This is a genomic window from Aquabacterium sp. (assembly GCF_044226965.1).
Taxonomy (GTDB): Bacteria; Pseudomonadota; Gammaproteobacteria; order Burkholderiales; family Burkholderiaceae_C; genus Pseudaquabacterium.
This window is the reverse complement of the sequence record NZ_JBGAGA010000018.1, coordinates 1-15819: the sequence shown is the minus strand read 5'-3', so window position 1 is coordinate 15819 and position 15819 is coordinate 1. Positions and strand designations below refer to the sequence as shown.

At 69.8% G+C, this 15819-nt stretch carries 15 protein-coding genes; 2 read left to right on the top strand and 13 right to left on the bottom strand.

Annotation, left to right across the window (positions count from 1 at the left end; genetic code table 11):
- The 6 genes from clpB to ACILR4_RS10510 form a co-directional block, all read right to left on the bottom strand.
- Complete coding sequence (gene clpB, locus ACILR4_RS10535) at positions 1-2592, bottom strand: ATP-dependent chaperone ClpB (protein ID WP_395700804.1); 2592 nt, start codon at positions 2590-2592, stop codon at positions 1-3.
- A 95-nt stretch (positions 2593-2687) separates the two neighbouring features.
- The gene (locus ACILR4_RS10530) at positions 2688-4007 is read right to left on the bottom strand and encodes an MFS transporter (protein ID WP_395700803.1); all 1320 of its coding nucleotides are present in this window, start codon (positions 4005-4007) and stop codon (positions 2688-2690) included.
- Between the two features lie 34 nt (positions 4008-4041).
- Positions 4042-5061 (bottom strand): MerR family transcriptional regulator, encoded by a 1020-nt coding sequence (locus ACILR4_RS10525; RefSeq protein ID WP_395700802.1) that lies wholly within the window; start codon positions 5059-5061, stop codon positions 4042-4044.
- A 31-nt stretch (positions 5062-5092) separates the two neighbouring features.
- Positions 5093-6376, bottom strand: coding sequence for an acyl-CoA dehydrogenase family protein (locus ACILR4_RS10520; protein ID WP_395700868.1), 1284 nt, complete (start codon positions 6374-6376; stop codon positions 5093-5095).
- Positions 6377-6381: 5 nt separating this feature from the next.
- Positions 6382-6909, bottom strand: coding sequence for a flavin reductase family protein (locus ACILR4_RS10515; protein ID WP_395700801.1), 528 nt, complete (start codon positions 6907-6909; stop codon positions 6382-6384).
- Positions 6906-7388, bottom strand: coding sequence for a molybdenum cofactor biosynthesis protein MoaE (locus ACILR4_RS10510; protein WP_395700800.1), 483 nt, complete (start codon positions 7386-7388; stop codon positions 6906-6908). Before ACILR4_RS10510 ends, ACILR4_RS10515 begins: the two co-directional genes overlap by 4 nt.
- A gap of 370 nt (positions 7389-7758) precedes the next feature.
- Here ACILR4_RS10510 and dapA point away from each other — a divergent pair, with 370 nt between their 5' ends.
- Complete coding sequence (gene dapA, locus ACILR4_RS10505; protein WP_395700799.1) at positions 7759-8688, top strand: 4-hydroxy-tetrahydrodipicolinate synthase; 930 nt, start codon at positions 7759-7761, stop codon at positions 8686-8688.
- On the opposite strand, the gene ACILR4_RS10500 is transcribed toward dapA, so the two are convergent.
- Positions 8670-9104 (bottom strand): Lrp/AsnC family transcriptional regulator, encoded by a 435-nt coding sequence (locus tag ACILR4_RS10500; protein ID WP_395700798.1) that lies wholly within the window; start codon positions 9102-9104, stop codon positions 8670-8672. The two genes, dapA and ACILR4_RS10500, sit on opposite strands and share 19 nt — an antisense overlap.
- Before the next feature lie 106 nt (positions 9105-9210).
- On the opposite strand from ACILR4_RS10500, the gene ACILR4_RS10495 reads away from it, so the two are divergent.
- Positions 9211-10290 carry a S41 family peptidase gene (locus ACILR4_RS10495; protein ID WP_395700797.1) on the top strand — a complete coding sequence of 360 codons (1080 nt, stop codon included), beginning with the start codon at positions 9211-9213 and terminating at the stop codon, positions 10288-10290.
- A gap of 12 nt (positions 10291-10302) precedes the next feature.
- On the opposite strand, the gene moaD is transcribed toward ACILR4_RS10495, so the two are convergent.
- The 6 genes from moaD to ACILR4_RS10465 form a co-directional block, all read right to left on the bottom strand.
- Positions 10303-10557: a molybdopterin converting factor subunit 1 gene (moaD, locus tag ACILR4_RS10490; protein ID WP_395700796.1), complete on the bottom strand. Its 255-nt coding sequence runs from the start codon at positions 10555-10557 to the stop codon at positions 10303-10305.
- A 12-nt stretch (positions 10558-10569) separates the two neighbouring features.
- Complete coding sequence (glp, locus tag ACILR4_RS10485) at positions 10570-11829, bottom strand: gephyrin-like molybdotransferase Glp (RefSeq protein ID WP_395700795.1); 1260 nt, start codon at positions 11827-11829, stop codon at positions 10570-10572.
- A complete protein-coding gene (gene mobB, locus ACILR4_RS10480) occupies positions 11822-12352 on the bottom strand; it encodes a molybdopterin-guanine dinucleotide biosynthesis protein B (RefSeq protein ID WP_395700794.1) in 531 nt (176 codons plus the stop codon). Before mobB ends, glp begins: the two co-directional genes overlap by 8 nt.
- Complete coding sequence (thrC, locus tag ACILR4_RS10475) at positions 12349-13761, bottom strand: threonine synthase (protein WP_395700793.1); 1413 nt, start codon at positions 13759-13761, stop codon at positions 12349-12351. The genes mobB and thrC overlap by 4 nt, the downstream gene beginning before the upstream one ends.
- Entirely contained in the window at positions 13761-15083 is a 1323-nt protein-coding gene (locus tag ACILR4_RS10470; RefSeq protein ID WP_395700792.1) for a homoserine dehydrogenase, read from the bottom strand. The genes thrC and ACILR4_RS10470 overlap by 1 nt, the downstream gene beginning before the upstream one ends.
- A gap of 17 nt (positions 15084-15100) precedes the next feature.
- On the bottom strand, positions 15101-15819 hold a 719-nt coding region (locus ACILR4_RS10465), incomplete at its 5' end, for an aminotransferase class I/II-fold pyridoxal phosphate-dependent enzyme (protein WP_395700791.1).

Sequence of the window (15819 nt, the reverse complement as noted above, 5' to 3'; positions counted from 1 at the left end):
TCAGTGCAGCTGGCGGCCGAAGCTGAACTCGGTGCCCTGCACGTCCACCGGGATCACGTCCTTGGGCCCGAAACGGCCCTGCAGGATCAGCTTGGCCACCGGGTTCTCGATGCGCTGCTGGATCGCGCGCTTCAGCGGTCGCGCGCCGAACACGGGGTCGAAGCCGACCTTGGCCAGCTCGGCCAGCGCCGCGGGCGAGACCTCGAGCTTCATGTCCATCTTCTCGATGCGCTGCTCCAGGTAGCGCAGCTGGATCTTGGCGATGGCCTCGATATTCTTCTGGTCCAGCGCATGGAACACCACGCTCTCGTCGATGCGGTTCAGGAACTCGGGCCGGAAATGCTGCTTGACCTCGGCCATCACCGCCTCGCGGATCAGCTCGGACGACTGGCCGGCCATCTGCATGATCATGTGCGAGCCGAGGTTGCTGGTCATCACGATCACGGTGTTCTTGAAGTCCACGGTGCGGCCCTGGCCATCGGTCAGGCGGCCATCGTCCAGCACCTGCAGCAGCACGTTGAACACGTCCGGATGCGCCTTCTCGACCTCGTCGAGCAGCAGCACGCTGTAGGGCTTGCGGCGCACCGCCTCGGTCAAGGTGCCGCCTTCGTCATAGCCCACGTAGCCGGGGGGCGCACCGATCAGGCGGCTCACCGAATGCTTCTCCATGAACTCGCTCATGTCGACGCGCACCATGTGATCCTCGCTGTCGAACAGGAAGCCGGCCAGGGCCTTGCACAGCTCGGTCTTGCCCACGCCGGTGGGGCCGAGGAACAGGAACGAGCCCAGCGGCCGGTTCGGGTCGGACAGCCCGGCGCGCGAGCGGCGGATGGCATCGGCCACCGCGACGATGGCCTCGTCCTGGCCGACCACGCGCTCGTGCAGCTTCGTTTCCATCTGCAGCAGCTTGTCGCGCTCGCCCTGCATCAGCTTGCTCACCGGGATGCCGGTGGCGCGCGAGACGACCTCGGCGATCTCCTCGGCGCCGACCATCGTGCGCAGCAGCTGCGGCGCGCTGCCGCTCTTGGCCTTGCCGGTTTCCTTGGCCTGCGCTTCCTTCAGCCGGCTTTCCAGCTCGGGCAGCCGGCCGTACTGCAGCTCGGCCACCTTGTTGAAGTCGCCCTTGCGCTTGAGCTCCTCGATCTGGTGCTTGATGCGGTCGATCTCTTCCTTCACCTGTGCAGAGCCCTGCGCAGCGGCCTTCTCGGCCTTCCAGATCTCTTCCAGGTCGGCGTACTCGCGCTCGAGCTTGCCGATCTCGTCCTCGATCAGGCCCAGGCGCTTGATGGAGGCCTCGTCCTTCTCCTTCTTGACGGCCTCGCGCTCGATCTTCAGCTGGATCAGCCGGCGGTCGAGCTTGTCCATCGCCTCGGGCTTGGAGTCGATCTCGATCTTGATCTTGGCCGCGGCCTCGTCGATCAGGTCGATCGCCTTGTCCGGCAGGAAGCGGTCGGTGATGTAGCGGTGCGAGAGCTCGGCCGCGGCCACGATGGCCGGGTCGGTGATCTCGACGCCATGGTGCACCTCGTACTTCTCCTGCAGCCCGCGCAGGATGGCGATGGTGGCCTCGACGCTGGGCTCGTCGACCAGCACCTTCTGGAAGCGGCGCTCCAGGGCCGCGTCCTTCTCGACATACTTGCGGTACTCGTTGAGCGTGGTGGCGCCGATGCAATGCAGCTCGCCACGCGCCAGCGCGGGCTTGAGCATGTTGCCGGCGTCGATGGCGCCTTCAGCCTTGCCGGCACCGACCATCGTGTGCAGCTCGTCGATGAACAGGATGATGCGGCCTTCGTCCTGCGCCACTTCCTTCAGCACCGCCTTCAGGCGTTCCTCGAACTCGCCGCGGTACTTGGCACCGGCCAGGAGGCCCGCCATGTCCAGCACCAGCACGCGCTTGTCGCGCAAGGTGTCGGGCACCTCGCCGGCGACGATGCGCTGCGCCAAGCCTTCGACGATCGCGGTCTTGCCGACGCCCGGCTCGCCGATCAGCACCGGGTTGTTCTTGCTGCGACGCTGCAGCACCTGGATCGCGCGGCGGATCTCGTCGTCGCGGCCGATCACCGGGTCCAGCTTGCCCAGGCGGGCGCGCTCGGTCAGGTCCAGCGTGTACTTCTTCAGCGCCTCGCGCTGGCCTTCGGCCTCGGCCGAATCCACCGTCTGGCCGCCGCGCACCGCGGTGATCGCGGCTTCCAGCGCCTTGCGCGTCAAGCCATGGCCGCGCACGATGCCGCCGATGTCGCTCTTGGCATCGGCCAGCGCCAGCAGGAACATCTCGCTGGCGATGAACTGGTCGCCACGCTTGGTGGCTTCCTTGTCGGCGGCCTGCAGCAGTTGCACCAGATCGCGCCCCGGCTGCACCGGGCCACCGCCCTGCACGCTGGGCAGGCCGCTGTTGGCCGTCTCCATCGCGGTCTTCAGCGCCGCGGTGTTGGCACCCGCACGGTCCAGCAGGGCCTTGGGACCATCGGGCTGGGCCAGCATCGCGGCCAGCACGTGGGACGGCTCGATGTACGGGTTGTCGCGGGAAACGGCCAGGCTCTGGGCATCGGCCAGGGCCTGCTGGAAGGCAGTGGTCAGTTTGTCGGCACGCATCGGTGAAATCCTCCGGTTGCGTCAGGATCTTGGGGGCATGCCGGCCAAATCAAGAGCCCCGGCACGGCACTTGCCGGGCCGGAGTTTGCGCCAGATCAGCGCAGTGGGACCGGCCGCGCCTCGTCCATGCCCCGCATGCCGCCGGCCGGCAACAGCGAGAGCATCACGATGCCCACCAGCAGCAGCCCGGCACTGGTGAACACCGTGGCCGGCGACACCCAGCGCATCAGACCGCCCGTGGCCGCTGCCGACAGCGGCGCCAGTCCGACGAAGATGAACATGAACAGGCTCATCGCCCGGCCCATCATCGCCGGGGCCACGCGGCGCTGCAGCCAGCTGAAGACCATCACCTGCACGAACCCGCCGAGCACGCCGATCGGCAACAGCAGCGCTGCGCCCTGCCACACGCTGGCGATGCGGCCCAGCGGCATGAACAGCAGGCCGACGATCGCATCGATGCCCAGCACCGTGAGGCCCAGGGTGCCCAGCCGCCAGTGCGGCCGCGCGCCGGCCACGGTCAGGCCCAGCAGCGTGCCCGCGCCGTGCAGCCCGACGAGCAAGCCGAAGGCCGACGCGCCCAGCCCCGGCGTGCCGCTGGCCAGCAGCGGCAGCGCGATCTGCACCGGGCCGGCGATCATCAGGCTGACCAGCGCCCCGTAGAGCAGGAAGTTGCGCAGCGGCCGATCGGCCCAGCAATGGCGCAGGCCTGCGGCCACCGCCTGCAGCACCGCCTGGCGCGAAGGGGCCTCCACCGGCCGGGTGCTGACCCTGGCCAGCGTCCAGGCCGACAGCGCGAAGCTCAGCGCATCGAGCCCGAAGGCCAGCGCCAGGCCCGGGGCATCGCCGCGTTCGGGCAGCAGCCGCCCCAACGCCGCCATCATCAGCGCCGCCAGCAGCGGCCCGGCGAACATCGACAGCTGGCGCAGGCCCATCAACAGCCCGTTGGCCGCGGGCAGCTGTGCCGGCGCCACCACCTGCGGCAGCATCGCGCTGCCGGCCGGGATGCTGAAGGCCGCCGCCAGGCCGATGCCCAGCGCCAGCGCGCACAGCAGCGGCAGGCTCATCCAGCCACCCAGCATGCCGGCGGCCAGCAGCGCCAGCAGCACGGTGTTGGCGTGCTTGGTCAGCATCAGCACCCGCTTGGGTGAATGGCGGTCGACGAAGGCGCCGCCGATCAGGATGAAGGCGGCGCGCGGCACGCCGACCATGGCCGTGACCAGGCCCAGCGTCAGCGGGTCGCGCGTCAAGGTCAGCACGGCCCAGGGCAAGGCGATCAGCGTGAACTGGTCGCCCAGCAAGGAGATCGCGCTGCCGGCCATCAGCCAGCGCACCGCCGGGTTGCGCAACAGCGCCGCGCGCTGGGCGCGCGGGTCGGGCCCCGCGCCGGGGGCAGAAGAGGTGTTGTTCGTTTCCATGCCGCGCACTGTGCGGCCTGACGTGACGTGAGGGTCAAGCCCCCGCGGCACGGCGCGCTACCAGATCGGCGGCGCGGTGCAGGAACTCGCGCACCGGCGGCGGCAGCACCGCCCCTTCGCGCAGCAGCGGCTCTGCCGCGTGGGCCTGGAGCAGGCGCGCGCGCAGCCCGGCGTCGCCGCCGCTCAGGCGCTGCGCCAGCCCGTGCCACTGCGCGAGCAGCGGCAGCACGGCCGGGTCGTCCGGCGGCGTGCCGGCATCGATCAGCGCCTGCGCCGGCTCGGCCAGTGCGCGCCATTCGCGCTCGGACACGCAGCCCAGCTGGCGCAGGTCGTCGTCGCTGAGGTAGCGGCGCAGCAACGCCAGGCGCAGCGAGACTGCCTGCTCGATGTAGCGCACCACGGCGAGGTCCATGCCGCCCCGGCCATGCATGCTGGGCTCGGCCTCGTACATCTGGCCCCAGCGCAGCATGCGGTCGAAGTCGCCGCCCATCCAGTCGTGCATCAGGTTCATCCAGCGCTGGGCCAGGCGTTGCACCGTGCCGTCCTCCGCGGCCAGCCCGGCGGCCATCGCAACCCGGATCTCGTCGACCAGTTGCTGCCACTGCTCATCGACCTCGGCCCAGTTGCCGAAGATCTGCTGCAGTTCCTCGCCGCTGAAGTAGCGGGCGGTGGTGTTCATCATCTGCAGCGTGGCCAGCCAGTCCTCGAGCTCGGGCTCGCCGCCCGCCGCGAACTTGCCCTGCACCAGCCGCAGGCGGTCGCGCAGCTCGCCGGCCTGGCGGATCTGCGCCTCCAGCACGCCCAGCTGGCGTTCGACGATGCCCTGCAGGTTGCCGCCACCGGCCTGCAGCGCATGGGCGATGTCCTCCAGCGGCAGGTTCAGCGCGCGCAGGGCCTGGATCGCGTGCAGCCGCGCGACGTCGGCCGCGCCATACAGGCGATAGCCGCCGTCGGAGCGGCCGCTGGGCCGCAGCAGGCCGATCTCGTCGTAGTGGTGCAGCGTGCGCACGGTGAGCCCGCTGCGCCGCGCCAGCTCGCCGACCTTCAGCAGCATCGGGCGCCCGCCGGCGGTGCGGCGCGGCCGCTCACTCGATCGCCTCGTCGCGCTCGCCGTCCTCGTACAGGCATTCGCGGCCGAGCCGATCCATGCAGAGCTCGGCGGTCCACGGCAGCATCAGCGAGCCGCAGCGCGAATCGCGGTACAGGCGCTCCAGCGGCAGCGACTTCAGCATCGACTGCCCGCCACAGGTGCGGATGGCCAGCCGGCACAGGTCGTTGGCGTTCTCCATGATGGTGTAGTGCGCCGCATAGAGCCGCATTCGCGCGTCCTTGTCGGGATCGAGCCGGGCATCGTGCGCGGTCTGCAGGAACAGCGCGCGCGTGGCCTCGAGCTTGATGCGCATCTCGGCCACCGCGAACTGCTTGGTGTGGTACATGCGGCGCAGCACCGGGGGCATGCCGGGCAGCTCGGCGCGCAGGTACTGGACGGTGAAGTCGTAGGCTGCCTGCGCAATGCCCAGGTAGGCCGGCGACAGCGTGGCGTACATGTGCGGGAAGCGGTGGGCCGCCGGGTGGTACAGGCCCTCGGGCAGCAGCCGGGCCTCGTGCGGCACGAACACTTCGTCGAACACCAGCGTGCGGCTGACGGTGCCGCGCATGCCCAGCGGGTCCCAGTCCCCGGTGATGCGCACGCCCGGCGCACCGGCCGGCACCGCCAGGAAGATCGCGTCGCGGCGCGAGCCGCCGCCGGGCTGCCCCGGTGGCTGCAGCGTGCACAGCACGCCGTAGTAGTCGGCCGCGCCGGCCAGCGACGCGAAGATCTTGCGGCCGCTGACGACGTAGCCGCCCTCGGCCGGCCGCGCCACCGTGCCCCAGGGTGCCGCGCCGGCCGCCGCCGGCCCGCCTTCGGAGAAGGGTTGCGCATAGACCATGCCCTCGCCGACGATGCGACGGTAGTGGATCGCGCGGATGCGCTCGTGGTCCGCACGCTGCGCAGCCGACATCGGCAGCGCATCGGCGACGGCACCCGACCACAGGCAGGCGCAGACATGCATGTTGAAGCTCAGCGCGGTCGATCCGCACCAGCGGCCGAGCTCCGCGGCGACCATCACATAAGTCGCAAAGTCAGCGTCCAGGCCACCGTGCGCGGCCGGCACGCAGATGCCCAGCAGCCCGGCCTCGCGCAGGTCCGCGTAGTTCTCGAACGGGAAGCTGGCCTCGCGGTCGTAGCGCGACGCGCGCTCGGCAAAGCGCGGCCCCAGCGCGGCCACGCGTCCGATCAGCTCGCGCTGCAGCGGCGTCAGGCGCGCCGGGTCGCCGGCGATGTGCGAAGGCTGGTAGCGCGACGGGGCCGCGCTGTCGGTGGCCATCTCGTTCACAGGATTTCCCCCAGCATGCGGTAATGCCCGCCCTGGAACAGCAGCGGCGGCACTGCCAGATCGGCCAGCCGGCGCACGCGGCCGATGAACAGCTGGTGGTCACCGGCTTCGTGCTGTGCCTGCAGCTCACATTCGAACACCGCAGCGCAGCCGCCCAGCACCGGCACACCGCCAAGGCCGGCATGCCAGACACCCTCTTCGAACTTGTCGGCCACCTTCGACGCGAAGCGGCGCGACAGGTCGACCTGCGTCTCGGCCAGCACATTGACCGCGAAGTGCGTGGCCGCCGAGAAAGCCACCAGGCTGGGACTGGCCAGCCGCAGCGACCACAGCACCAGCGGCGGCTGCAGCGACAGCGCGTTGAACGAATTGGCGGTGAGCCCCACCCGGGCACCCGACCCATCGAGGCAGGTGATGATCGTCACGCCGGTCGCGAAGCGGCCCAGCGCGCCGCGCAGGGCCTGGCTGTCGAAGGCTTCCGGCTGAACCATGTCGAACCAGCGGCGGCCGCCCCCGCCGTTCATGGGGCGTTGCCCGAGCGCAGGCCCCAGCGCTGCAGCGCCGCGTCGTCGGCCACCCGCGCGTCGACCCAGCGCGCCCCTTCCGGCGTGCTCTCCTTCTTCCAGAACGGCGCCTGGGTCTTCAGGTAGTCCATCAGGAACTCGCAGCCCTGGAAGGCCGTGCCGCGGTGCGCCGAGCTCACCGCCACCAGCACGATCTGGTCGCCCGGCTGCAGCAGGCCCACGCGGTGGATGACTCGCACCGCCCGCAGCTCGAAGCGCGCGCAGGCCTCGTCGATCATCCGCTCGATTGCGGCCTCGGTCATGCCGGGATAGTGCTCGAGCTCCATCGCGCTGACATCGCCCGAGGCGCCACCGCCGTTGCGGTCGCGCACCGTGCCGAGGAACGTGGCCACGGCGCCGACGCCCAGGTCCTGCGCCCGCAGCGCCGCCACCTCGGCCGAGAGGTCGAAGTCGGCGGTTTGGATGCTGACGCGGGTCATCAGTGCCCGCCCGGCCGCCCGTAGGGCACTGAGCCCCCCTCGGGGGGAGCGAACAGAGTGAGCAGGGGGCTGTCCATGCCTCGAATTGTGTCATCGCTAGAATGCCACCCCATGTTCTCCGCCCACCGCTCCAGCAGTCCGGCCCCTGCGGCCGCTGCCGCCTGGGTGGAGAAATCGAAAAAGCAGCCGCTCGTCTGACCGGGGCAGCTGTTCCGTCGTCGGACGAGCGACGGAACATGCGGGCCTTGTGCCGCTGCGCTTCGCCGTCCCGGCGACCTCCTCTCCTCCAGCCAGCCGCCCTCCTCCCGCTGCGCCGCAGCCCGGCCGACCGGTTCACCACACGGTCGTGATTGCCATTGGAGAGTTCGTGATGCTGAAGTTCTCGGGGATCTGGGTGCCGCTGGTCACTCCGTTCGACGCGCAAGACCAGGTGGACCTGCCGGCGCTGCGCCGGCTCGTCGCGCACCTGGTCGACCAGGGCGTGGCCGGCTTTGTCGCCTGTGGCAGCACCGGCGAGGCCGCGATGCTGGATGAAGCCGAGCAGGCCGCGGTGCTGCAGGCCACGATCGCCGCTGCGGCGGACAGGCCGGTGCTGATGGGCTTGTCGGGCGTGCGGCCCGAACGCGTGGCGGCGCGCGCGCGGCAGCTCGCCGCGGCCTTCCCGCTGGCCGGCTTCCTGCTCAGCCCGCCGGCCTACGTGCGACCTTCTCAGGCCGGGCTGCTGGCCTGGTACCGCGCCGTGGCCGATGCCTCGCCAGTGCCCATCGTGGCCTACGACGTGCCCTCGCGCACCGGCGTGCGCATCGCGGCCGACACGCTGCTGGCGCTGGCGGCACACCCGCGCATCGTCGCACTGAAGGACTGCAGCGGCGATGCCGATGCGGCCCTGCGCCTGCTGGTGGACGGGCGGCTGGCGCTGCTGGCCGGCAATGACGACGAGATCTTCCGCCAGCTGACGGCCGGCGCGGTGGGCGCCATCGCAGCCAGCGCGCACCTGCGGCCCGATCTGTTCGTGCGACTGCATCGGCTGGTCGCCCAACAGCAATTGACGGCAGCGCAGACCTTGTGGCGCTCACTGCAGCCGCTGTGCGAAGCCTTGTTCGCCGAACCGAACCCGATGCCCGTGAAGACCGTGCTGGCGCGCCAGGGCTGGTGCCTGCCCGCGTTCCGCGCACCGATGCATGCGGCCGGCGAGGCCACGCGGGCGCGCGTGCTGGCGCTGCTGGACCGGCTGGCAGAAGACTGGCCGGCCGAACCCGCGGCCGCGGGCCTGGCACGCGCTCAGGCCGTCGCCAGCTGAACCTCGCGCAGCACCAGCCGGGTGTAGGTCTCGCGCACGCCGGCCTTCTGGCGCAGGTGTTCGGTGACCTGCACCAGCTCGTCCCGGTCGGCGCAGGCCACGCGCACCGCGTAGTCGAACGAGCCGGTCATCAGGGTCGCGCTCACCACCTGCGGCAGGTGGCGCAGCGCGGTCTCGAAGGCCAGCGCCGCGGTGTCGGACTGCAGCTTGACCTCGATCATCGCCTCCAGCGCGTGGCCCAGCGCCGCCGGGTTGAGCGTGGCGCGAATGTGGCGGATCGCGCCATCTGCCTGCAGGCGACGGAAGCGCTCGGCCACCGCATTCGGGCTCAGGTGCACCTGCTGGCTCAGCTCGCGGAAACTGAGCCGGCCATCGCGCGCCAGCAGGCTGAGTATTTCGCGGTCAATACGATCCATCGCTTCACTATACGCGGCCCAATCGCCTCCCATTCCACCGTTTCGAGCGAATTCGCAGTGGCCTGCGCTGCACAATGCCGGCCATCCCAACCACCCCCTGCCAGCCATGACGCTGTTGTCGCGCCGTCTGCTGATCGTCCCGCTGTTCCTGCATGCCGTCAGTGCCTGTGCTCAGGGCCAAAGCCCTGGCCCGGCCATCGATGCCGCCACCCGGCAACAGGTGATCCAGGCCACCATCCGCGAGCTGAACGCGCAGTACGTGTTCCCGGAGAAGGCCCAGCAGGTGGAACAGGCGCTGATGAAAGACTGGCGCGCAGGCGCCTTCGACCAGGCCACCGGCGCCAACGCGTTTGCCGACAAGATGACCGAGGCCATCCAGGCCGTCACCCACGACAAGCACATCCGCATGCGCTACAGCGCGCAGCCGCTCGAAGACCGCCAGGCCGACCGCGCCCCGACGGCCAGCGAACGCGAGGCCTACCTGCGCAGCGAGCAGGCGCGCAATTTCGGCCTGGAGCGCGTCGAGCGCCTGCCCGGCAACATCGGCTACATCGATCTGCGCGGCTTCGCGTCGGCCGATCTGGCCGGCGAGGCCATTGCCGCGGCGATGAACCTGGTCGCCCATGCGCAGGCCTTGATCATCGACCTGCGCCGCAACGGCGGTGGCGATCCGGCCACGGTGGCGCTGATGAGCAGCTACCTCTTCCCCGAGCGCACGCACCTGAACGACATGTACTGGCGCGAGGGCAAGCGCACCGAACAGTTCTGGACCCAGGACTGGGTGCCGGGCAAGCGCTTCGATGCGAAGAAGCCGGTCTACGTGCTGACCTCGCGCCGCACCTTCTCGGGCGCGGAGGAGTTCAGCTACAACCTGAAGAACCTGAAGCGCGCGACGCTGGTCGGCGAGACCACCGGCGGTGGTGCGCACCCCGGCGACATGGTCAAGGTGGCCACGCATTTCCAGGTCTTCATCCCGGGCGGACGGGCGATCAATCCGATCACCAAGACCAACTGGGAAGGCACCGGCGTCGAACCCGACGTGAAGGTGCCGGCGGACGACGCGCTGCGCGTGGCGCAGGTGATGGCGCTCAAGCCGATCGTCGAGCAGGCCGACGATGTGGACCTGAAGGCCGCGCTGCAGACCCGGCTGGCCGAACTGGAGCGCGGGGCCGGCAAGCCCCAGTGACCGGGGAGCGGCTCAGCCGCCGGTGACCGGCGGGAAGAACGCGACTTCCGCGCCGGGCTCGACCACGCGGGCCTCGTCGGCCATCGCCTGGTTCAACGCGCAGCGCACCGCGCGGCCGCGCGCCAGCACCTCGGCATGCCGGCCGCCGCGGGCGATCAGCTGGTCGCGCAGCTGGCCGAGCGTGGTGCCGGCGGGCAGCTCGACGCTTTCGGCCGCGCCCAGCGCTTCGCGCAGCGAGGCGAAATAACACACATTGACAGCGGCCATGGCGTGTGCCCCTCAGGCGCCGATCAGGCTGCTCAGCAGCAGCAGCTGAACCGTGTCGCCGCGCCGGATGGCCTGGCCCGGCGGGTTGTCGACCAGGCCGTCGGCCCACACGGCGGAGGTGAGGACACCGGAACTCTGGTTCGGGAACAGCTCGAGCCCGCCCTGCGCATTGAAGCGTGCGCGCAGGAATTCGCGCCGCTTGTCGGGCTTGGGCCAGTCGAAATCGGCACGCACCGCCAGCGCCTGCGGCAGGGCTGCCAATGGGCTGCCCTGCAAGGCCCGCAGCACCGGCGCCACGGCCAGCAGGAAGGTCACGAAGCTCGACACCGGGTTGCCCGGCAGGCCCATGAACAAGGTCTCGCCGCCGGCGCCGCGCCGCACGGCACCGAAGGCCAGTGGCTTGCCCGGCTTGATGGCCACCTGCCAGGCCTCGAGCCAGCCTTCGGCCTGCACAGCCGGCTTCAGGTGGTCTTCCTCGCCGACCGAGACGCCGCCCGAGGTCAGGATCAGGTCGTTGCCCTCGGCGGCGCGGCGCAGGGCCTCGCGCGTGGCGTCGAGCCGGTCCGGCACGATGCCCAGGTCCTCCACCTCGCAGCCCGCGGCCCGCAGCAGCGCGCACAGCGTGAAGCGGTTGGAGTTGTAGATCGCGCCCGGCTTCAGGGGCTCACCGGGCATCACCAGCTCGTCGCCGGTGGAGAACAGTGCCACGCGCGGCCGGCGCAGCACCGCCAGGCGCCCGGCACCGACCGATGCGGCCAGCCCCAGCGCCTGCGGCGTCAGGCGCAGGCCCGCCGCCAGCACTTCGGCGCCCTGCATCACATCTTCGCCACGGCGGCGGATCCATTGCCCCGTCTGCGGCACGGCCTGCACGCGCACCGCGCCAAGGCCATCGCCGGCCACGGCCTCGCACTGCTCCTGCATCACCACCGCGTCGGCGCCGGCTGGCACCTGCGCGCCGGTGAAGATGCGTGCCGCCGATCCGGCGGCCAGCGGCTGGCCCACCACGCCGGCCGGGATGCGCTGGCTCACCGGCAGCACGACGCCCGCTGCCGGCACGTCGGCCGTGCGCAACGCGTAGCCATCCATCGAGGTGTTGTCGGCCGGCGGCACGTCCAGCGTCGAGCGCACGGCTTCGGCCAGCACGCGGCCGAGGCCGTCGAAGGTGGAGACGTGTTCGGTGTCGCGCAGGCGGCGCTCGCGCGCCACTTGCAGCAGGCGGGCCAGCACCTCGTCGAGGCTCAGCATCGCGCGGGGTGCAGCAGGGTCAGCCATGGATCTCGGGCCGGTAGTGGAAGCGATCGGCAGTGTCCATCAGGTACGAAGCCAATGCCGGCACGGCGGCCATGTCGAACACCGGCCGCTGCGTGGGTTCCGGCAGCGTGTCCGGCGTGTCGGTGGCCACGGCCAGCACGAAGGGCTCGTGCGGATACAGCGGCGGCTCGTTCTTCGCCGCCCGCCAGACCTCGATCTTCGGGATGTCGGCGTGCTTGAAGCCCTCCACGAGCAGCCAGTCGCACTCGACCATCTCGGCGATCAGCTGGTGCACGCTGGGCTGGCCCTCGACCTCGTACTCACGCATCTTGGCCAGGCGGTGGCCCGAGGCGATCAGCACCTCGAAGGCACCGGCCTTCCGGTGGCGCCAGGTGTCCTTGCCCGGATGGTCGATGTCGAAGGTCTTGTGCGCATGCTTGATCACCGAGACGCGCTGGCCACGGCCCTTCAGCTCGGCGACCAGGCGTTCGATCAGCGTGGTCTTGCCCACGCCGGAAGGACCGCAGAAGCCGACGACGTTCATGCGCCGGTGACTTGCGCGATGTAGGCCTTGACCCGATCCGCGTCCACCGGCATCACCGTGAAGCGCTTGGGCAGGTTCTCGATGCCTTCCAGCGCCGCGGGGCGCGCGGGCTGGCGGCCCAGGGCTTCCTCGATCGTCGCGGCGAACTTGGCGGGCAGCGCCGTCTCGAGCACGATCATCGGCACGCCCGGCTGGCGCTTTTCCAGCGCCACCTTCAGCCCATCGGCCGTGTGCGTGTCGATCATGTCGTTGTGCTGCTGCCAGGTCTGGCGGATCGTCGCCAGCCGGTCGGCATGCGTGCTCCTGCCCGAGGTGAAGCCGGACAGCGGAATGCGCGCCACCTCCTCGGGCGTCAGCGTGAAGCCGCCCTCCTTCACCAACTGCGGACCGAACAGCTGCGCCAGCCGCGCGGCATCGCGGTGCGTCAGGTCGAAGACATAGCGCTCGAAGTTCGAGGCCTTGCTGATGTCCATCGAGGGGCTGGAGGTCTCGTAGGTCTCGGCGCTGCCGCGCACGCGGTAGGTGCCGGTGCGGAAGAACTCGTCGAGCACGTCGTTCTCGTTGGTGGCGACCACCAGCTGCTCGATCGGCAGGCCCATCATGCGCGCGACATGGCCGGCACACACGTTGCCGAAGTTGCCCGAGGGCACCGCGAAGCTGACCTTCTGCGTGTTGTTCTGCGTGGCCTGGAAATAGCCCGCAAAGTAGTAGACCACCTGCGCCAGCAGCCGTGCCCAGTTGATCGAGTTGACGGTGCCGATCTTGTGGCGACGCTTGAACTCGAGGTCGTTGCTGACGGCCTTGACGATGTCCTGGCAATCGTCGAACACGCCCTCTATCGTGATGTTGTGGATGTTCTCGTCCTGCAGGCTGAACATCTGCGCCTGCTGGAACGGGCTCATCCGGCCATGCGGCGACAGCATGAACACCCGCACGCCCTGTTTGCCGCGCATCGCGTACTCGGCCGCGCTGCCGGTGTCGCCCGAGGTCGCGCCCAGGATGTTCAGCTGTTCTCCGCGGCGGCCCAGTTCGTACTCGAACAGGTTGCCCAGCAGCTGCATCGCCATGTCCTTGAAGGCCAGCGTGGGCCCGTTGGACAGCGCCTCGATGTACAGCCCCTCTTCCAGCCGGCGCAGCGGCACGATGGCCTCGCTGCCGAAGGTAGCCGCGGTGTAGGTGCGCTCGACGAGCGCCTTCAGGTCGGCCGCCGGGATGTCGTCGATGAACAGCGAGAGGATCTCGAAGGCCAGCGCGTGGTACGGCAGCGTGCGCCAGCGCATCATCTGGAAGGCATTGACGCGCGGGTACCGCTGGGGCATGTACAGCCCGCCATCGGGCGCCAGGCCCTCGAGCAGGATCTCGCAGAAGCGGCGTTCGGTCTGGTCGCCGCGGGTGCTGATGTAGCGCATCAGTTCAGTTCTTCCTTGCGGATGTTGACGATCGGGGCCAGGACGGTGGGCAGGGCCTGCATCGTGGCCAGCGCACGGCGCATGCGGCCTTCGACGGTGTCGTGGGTCAAGATGATCAGGTCGGTCTGCTTCTCGCCTTCCGCGCTCTCGCGCTGCAGCACCGCGTCGATCGAGATGTCGTGCTCGGCCAGGATGGTGGTGATCTTCGACAGCACGCCGGTCTGGTCGGCCACCTGCAGCCGCAGGTAGAACGAGGTGACGACGTCGTCGATCGGCAGCACCGGCGTGTCGTGCATCGCGTCGGGCTGGAAGGCCAGGTGCGGCACGCGGTGGTCGGGATCGGCGGTGTGCAGCCGGGTGATGTCCACCAGGTCGGCCACGACGGCGGAGGCCGTGGGCTCGGCGCCGGCGCCCTTGCCGTAGTACAGCGTGGTGCCCACCGCATCGCCCTGCACCACCACCGCGTTCATCGCACCCTCGACATTGGCGATCAGGCGCCTGGCCGGGACCAGGGTCGGGTGCACCCGAAGTTCGATCCCCTGCTCACGGCGCTTCGTGATGCCCAGCAGCTTGATGCGGTAGCCCAGCTGCTCGGCATAGCGGATGTCGGCCGCCTGCAGCTTGGTGATGCCCTCGACATGCGCCTTGTCGAACTGCACCGGCGTACCGAAGGCGATGGCACTCATGATCGAGACCTTGTGGCCGGCATCGATGCCCTCGATGTCGAAGGTCGGATCGGCCTCCGCGTAGCCCAGGCGCTGGGCCTCCTTCAGCACGACGCCGAAGTCCAGCCCCTTGTCGCGCATCTCGCTCAGGATGAAGTTGGTGGTGCCGTTGATGATGCCGGCGATCCACTCGATGCGGTTGGCGGTGAGGCCTTCGCGCAGCGCCTTGATGATCGGGATGCCGCCGGCCACCGCGGCCTCGAAGGCCACCATCACGCCCTTGTCGCGCGCGGCGGCGAAGATCTCGGTACCGTGCACCGCGAGCAGCGCCTTGTTGGCGGTGACCACATGCTTGCCGGCCGCGATGGCTTCCATCACCAGGGCCTTGGCAATGCCGTAGCCACCGATCAGCTCGATCACGATGTCGATGTCCGGGTTGGCGATCACCGCGCGGGCATCGCCGACCACCTCGACACCGCTGCCCCCCATGTCGGCGACGATGGCCTTGGCGCGCGCCACGTCCAGGTCCGCGACCATCGTGATCTCGATGCCGCGGCCGGCGCGCCGGCGGATCTCCTGCTGGTTGCGCGACAGCACCTTGAAGGTGCCGGAGCCGACAGTACCGATGCCGAGCAGGCCGACCTGAATAGGTTTCATACGAAGCTCTTTCTCTCTCACTGGGAATGGCGTTTGCGGTAGTGCGCCAGGAAGCGTTCGATGCGGCCGATCGCTTCGGTCAGGTCGTCGGAATTGGGCAGGAACACCAGGCGGAAGTGGTCCGGTGCGATCCAGTTGAAGCCGGTGCCCTGCACGATCAGCACCTTCTCCTCGGCCAGCAGCTCGTAGGCGAACTGCTGGTCGTCGGTGATGGGGTACATCTTGGGGTCCAGCCGCGGGAACATGTACAGCGCGCCCTTGGGCTTGACCACCGACACCCCCGGAATCTGCGTCAGCAGTTGGTAGGCCAGGTCGCGCTGCCGGCACAGCCGGCCGCCCGGCGCCACCAGGTCCTTGATGCTCTGGTACCCGCCCAGCGCCGTCTGGATCGCCAGCTGGCCCGGCGTGTTCGAACACAGCCGCATCGACGAGAGCATGTTCAGGCCCTCGATGTAGTCCCTGGCGTGCCGCTTGTCGCCCGAGACGATCATCCAGCCGGCGCGGTAGCCGCAGCTGCGGTAGTTCTTCGACAGGCCGTTGAAGGTGAGGAACAGCACGTCGTCGGCCAGCGAGGCGATGCTGGTGTGGACGTTGCCGTCATAAAGCGTCTTGTCGTAGATCTCGTCGGCGAACACGATCAGCTGGTGCTGGCGCGCCAGCTCGACGATCTCCCGCAGCAGTTCCACCGGGTACAGCGCGCCGGTCGGGTTGTTCGGGTTGATGACGACGATGCCAC